This is a genomic window from Pseudoalteromonas sp. S3776 (genome assembly GCF_005886915.1).
Taxonomy (GTDB): Bacteria; Pseudomonadota; Gammaproteobacteria; order Enterobacterales; family Alteromonadaceae; genus Pseudoalteromonas.
Map to the genome: position 1 here is coordinate 1 of NZ_PNCU01000085.1, position 1360 is coordinate 1360.

At 38.5% G+C, this 1360-nt stretch carries 2 protein-coding genes; both read right to left on the reverse strand.

Translation table 11 applies throughout. The features are described 5' to 3' along the window. A partial coding sequence (locus tag CWC16_RS19235) for a four helix bundle protein (protein ID WP_138542669.1) occupies window positions 1–352 on the reverse strand: 352 nt, incomplete at its 3' end. 147 nt (window positions 353–499) lie between these two features. After that, window positions 500–1273 (reverse strand): YggN family protein, encoded by a 774-nt coding sequence (locus CWC16_RS19240; RefSeq protein WP_055018931.1) that lies wholly within the window; start codon window positions 1271–1273, stop codon window positions 500–502. Between the last annotated feature and the right edge of the window lie 87 nt (window positions 1274–1360).

Sequence of the window (1360 nt, forward strand, 5' to 3'; positions counted from 1 at the left end):
AGCGGTCAGCGGTCATTTTTAATGTTGCGATTAAACTAGTCAACATTTTTGAAAGCGCTACGGTTTCATCAAGCCACTTTCGACCAACGGATTTATCTATATAACAAATATCTATTCCAATATAAATTTGCGTTCTTGCTTCAGCTATTGATGAGCGAGCAATATCTAAAAATCTAACTTTTTCTTTATTGCTGTCTCTGGTCATCCCCTCGGCTATATTACTAGGAACAGACAAACCAGAGCGTGTTAATTGATCTCTAAACCCATAATCTTTTATCGAGCTCGTGATTTTATATATATCAGCACTTAAACGGGCTGAACGTTTCCAAACTTCTAAGTTTTTAAAGTTCATCGACTTAATCCTAGCTATTTACTTTTAGCTTAGAAGTATTTGAAGAAATAGACACCCAAAACGCAATTAAAGCCTAAGACTGATAGCTAACAGCTAATAACTAATAACTAATAACTAACAGCTTATAGCTTATAACCCCCACTTTCCTTACGATTTTATCTGCACTAAATCAAAGTCAGCCATGCCCGGAACTATCGCTTGCAAGCGCGATTCGGTCACATCAAGTGCGTTTAAACATTCGCAATACTCAGAGGCTTTAAGCTCAAGTTGCTGGGCCTTTTTTTGTAGTGATTTATCTATTTCTTTAGAGATAATATTCATACGTTGGCCCATGTCGTTAATGCGGTCTTCAATATTACCTTCGCGTGATTTAAATGCATCACCAAGTGACATTAAAATAGCGCCTAACGAGCCATGTACGGCAGAATGTATTTGCTGGCTTATTTCTTTAGTGAAAAAATCATCAATTTGCGAGAGAGATTGTGGAGCAATAAAAAAGAAGTCATCGCCGCGCTTAAATTTATCCATAAGCGCGCGCTCTACGTACTGGAGCTGTGTTTTTAGTACCTCTGGCTCTTTGTCAGACATACCCTCAACCACATGTTCAATGGCGCTTAAACCTAAGTTAACCCCATCAGTGGCTAAGTTAACAAGCTCAGGCACCGTATGGCGAATACCATTACTAAATTGCTCAAGTACTTTGCTTTCTTCTGTGCTTAAATCAACCCAATAACCACGAATAAATAGCTGGTTATTGTTATTAATTTGCACGCGGGTTTGGCCTTTATCAAGAATACGTATAACGTCGTCGGTAATTATTAAGCCATGACTCAACTCAACATCGCACTGCGACTGAGCTAAAACTGCAGAACTTGAAAGTGCTAAACACAACGCCAATATCGAACGAGATAACAACGCCATATACACCCCAACAAGCTAAAAAAGGAAGGCAGGTAGGTTAACAAAAAACCAACTTTATGCAAGAAAAATAGCTGTTAGCTGTTAGCT

Bases quoted from the DNA above. Each gene is read 5' to 3' on its own strand.
- CWC16_RS19240 (WP_055018931.1), bottom strand. From the start codon at position 1,273: ATGGCGTTGTTATCTCGTTCGATATTGGCGTTGTGTTTAGCACTTTCA.